4 protein-coding genes are annotated in these 3162 nt (G+C 63.3%); all 4 read right to left on the bottom strand.

What is annotated here, in order from left to right:
• Window positions 1-206: 206 nt before the first annotated feature.
• The gene (ppa, locus tag EN750_RS25945) at window positions 207-740 is read right to left on the bottom strand and encodes an inorganic diphosphatase (RefSeq protein ID WP_013528997.1); all 534 of its coding nucleotides are present in this window, start codon (window positions 738-740) and stop codon (window positions 207-209) included.
• Window positions 741-852: 112 nt separating this feature from the next.
• The gene (locus EN750_RS25950) at window positions 853-1359 is read right to left on the bottom strand and encodes a GNAT family N-acetyltransferase (RefSeq protein ID WP_013528996.1); all 507 of its coding nucleotides are present in this window, start codon (window positions 1357-1359) and stop codon (window positions 853-855) included.
• A gap of 297 nt (window positions 1360-1656) precedes the next feature.
• Window positions 1657-2295: a TPM domain-containing protein gene (locus EN750_RS25955; protein ID WP_127398259.1), complete on the bottom strand. Its 639-nt coding sequence runs from the start codon at window positions 2293-2295 to the stop codon at window positions 1657-1659.
• 8 nt (window positions 2296-2303) lie between these two features.
• Window positions 2304-3131 (bottom strand): YgcG family protein, encoded by an 828-nt coding sequence (locus tag EN750_RS25960; protein ID WP_245482813.1) that lies wholly within the window; start codon window positions 3129-3131, stop codon window positions 2304-2306.
• Window positions 3132-3162 lie beyond the last annotated feature (31 nt).

The raw sequence follows: 3162 nt of genomic DNA on the forward strand, positions 1-3162 counted from the left end.
TCGCACCCGTAGCTTCGTCATCCACGGGCGGAGCAAGGAGCTTAGCGACGCAGCGCAGACCCGAGGATCCATGCCGCGACATCAACACCGCCGCGGCGGTGCAGAATTCCGTTCCGCCGCACACGTCGCCTGGCGTCACGGCATGGATACCAGGGTCTCCGCGACGCCGCTTTGCGGCTGCTCCGCCCTGGTATGACGAAGTTGGGCTACTTGCTCGCCTTGGCCCGCTCGATCGCGTCGACGATCATCTTCTTGGCATATTTGGAATCGTGCCAGCCTTCGATCTTGACCCATTTGCCGGGCTCGAGATCCTTGTAGTGCTCGAAGAAGTGCTGCACCTGCTGGCGCGTGATGTCGGGCAGCTGGGTGTATTCGGTGACGTTCTCGTAGCGCAACGTCAGTTTCGGCGACGGCACGGCAATGATCTTCTCATCCTGGCCGGCATTGTCTTCCATGATCAGCACGCCGATCGGCCTGACATTGATGACGCAGCCCGGCACCAGGGCACGCGTGTTGCAGACCAGCACGTCGATCGGATCGCCGTCGCCCGACAGCGTGTGCGGCACGAAGCCGTAATTGCCGGGGTAGCGCATCGAGGTGTGCAGGAAACGGTCGACGAACAGCGTGCCGGCCTCCTTGTCCATCTCATACTTGATCGGCTCGCCGCCGATCGGCACCTCGATGATGACGTTGACGTCCTCAGGCGGGTTCTTTCCGCTGGCTATGGCTTCAATGCGCATGGCTTAAATCCCTCTCTCGATGGGAGATCGATAGCGGGCGACGCGTCATGGTGCAATGCGGCGAATGGTGCTGGCTGAAATCGGGAGAGGCAATGGCCGAAAGGCCGGGCTGTCATTCCCAGACGAAAGCAACCTTCTTGAGCGCCTTCTGCTCGAAGATCTCGACGCCCTCGGCTACATCGCGGCCGCCGGCGCCGGCATAGAAGGCGAGTGCGTTCTGGTTGTCTTCCAGCGCCCACACGACCATGCCTTTCAGCCCGTGATCGGCCAATCGCGCCTTGGCTGCCGAAAACAGGCGGCTGCCGAGCCCGATGCCCTGATATTCCGGCCGCAGGTACAATTCGTAGATTTCGCCTTGCTGCCTGAGTTCACGGGCGCGGTTCTTGCCAATCGTCGCATAGCCGGCAATCTTACCGCCGATCTCGACCACCAGAACAGTGGCGGCGCGGCGAATCGCATTCGCCCACCAGTCGGCACCTCGACGGTTGATCATCGATGTCAGGGTGCGGTGCGGAATGATGCCGGAATAGGCGCCGCGCCAGGCCTCCAGATGCACCTCGGCGATGGCACTGGCATCGCGCGGGTCGGCTTTCCGGATGTCGATCGTCAGCGTATTCATGATTTGTTAACCATAAACCCGCATCGCCCGATTGCAAGAGTCCCGGCGGCCCGCCGGCTGCTTTCTCACAGGCGATCATGACACTGATGACATCAGGCAAAGCCTGCTTGAAAACGCGCTCAGCCGAGGCGGATGGCGTGGCTTTCGAGAACCGGAGCGGAGCGCACTTTTGTACGTGAACGCCGGCCGAAGCCGGCCTGCCAAGGCCGCTCATGTGTGAGTGCTTCGGCCGGCGAAGGCCGGAAGCGCAGAAAACCGCGTCAGGCGTCCGGCTGAGTAGCGTTTGCGGGCGGGCTTTCAGATTTCGACGAGATGGTCGTCAAGTTCGTTGCTGTCGCCCACTGTGACCGGGAAATGCTCGGCCAACACCGCACCCACCTGCTCGATCGCCTTGACGAAGCCGTCGGCAAGCCGGTCGTCGCCGGCATGCGCGGTAAGGTCGCACACGACACCGTCCCAGACATGCTGGCCGACCTTGGCGTCGATGCCCGAATCGGCAACCACTTCGGCATAGCGTTCAGCGATCGAGACGAAGACCAGCACGCCGGTGCGCGCCGTGGTGCGGTGGACGTTGCGGGCAAGGAACTGCTTGATCGCGTTGGCGTGCGCCGCTTGGTAGCGCAGCCGCCTCGGCACCAGATGGATGCGCAGGCCGGGCAGCGCCCACAACAAGGCCAGCACGCAGGCAAGCGCCAGGAGCTGGGCGAGGACGAAATGCGGCAGCCGGATCGACAGCCACCAGGCCTCCAGACCGTAGCCGACCGCCAGGCTGACGATCAGCATGTACACGGTCGCCATGAAGGCGGCCGGGAAGAAATAGCCGTCGCTGGCATGCGCCACGACGCAGTAGATCTCGCCGTCGGTTTTCTCCTCGGCGGCGCGGATCGCGGTTGCGATGCGCTCATGATCCTGCGGGCTGATTGGTCGTGTTGCCATGATATGTCTCACCAGCTTCCTGAAGAACCGCCACCACCCGATGAGCCGCCGCCACCGGAAAACCCGCCACCGCCGCTCGATCCCGAAGACCAGCCACCACCGGAGCTCCCCGACGACCAGCCGCCCGAAGACGAACCCGTTGTCCAGCCACTGCTGCCCGAGTACCCGCTCGGCCCACGGCCGTAACGAAACGTCATGCCCAGCCATCTGTACACGCCCGGGGACAGCTTCGTGCCGAACATCGGCGGCAGGAACGCCATCGCCAACCCGCCGAAAAACATCGTCGCCCACAGGATCAGGAACACGGCAACGATCGGATCGATGGACGTGCCGTCATCGGCGGGATTGCGCTTGCCTCGCGCTTCCAGTTCTTCGGGATTGCCCTCCAGCACCATGACCATGTCATCGACGGCTTTGCTGATGCCGCCGGAGAAGTCGCCGGCGCGGAAGGCCGGCACCATGTCGTTTTCGATGATGAGCTTGGTATGCAGATCGGTCAGCGTACCTTCCAGCCCATAACCGACCTCGATGCGCATCTTGCGGTCGTTCGGGGCAACCAGCAGGAGCACGCCATTGTTCTCGCCCGCCTGGCCAAGTTTCCAGAAGCGAAACAGGCGGTTGGCGTAGGGCTCGATCTCCTCGCCATCGAGGCTCGGGATCGTCGCGACGACGATCTGGTCGGAACCTTTTGTCTCGAAACCGGCAAGCTTCCGCGTCAGCGCCGCCTTGGTCGCGGCATCGATGATGCCGGCATTGTCGACGACACGGCCGGTCAGCGCCGGCAGGTCGGCCGCGTAGGCCATGACGCAGGAGAACAGCACGACCGCGGCAATCAGGACAGCCGAGGCGAGGCGGTCGCGTTTCGAC

Source organism: Mesorhizobium sp. M7A.F.Ca.ET.027.03.2.1 (genome assembly GCF_003999175.1).
In the GTDB taxonomy this organism is placed as follows: domain Bacteria; phylum Pseudomonadota; class Alphaproteobacteria; order Rhizobiales; family Rhizobiaceae; genus Mesorhizobium.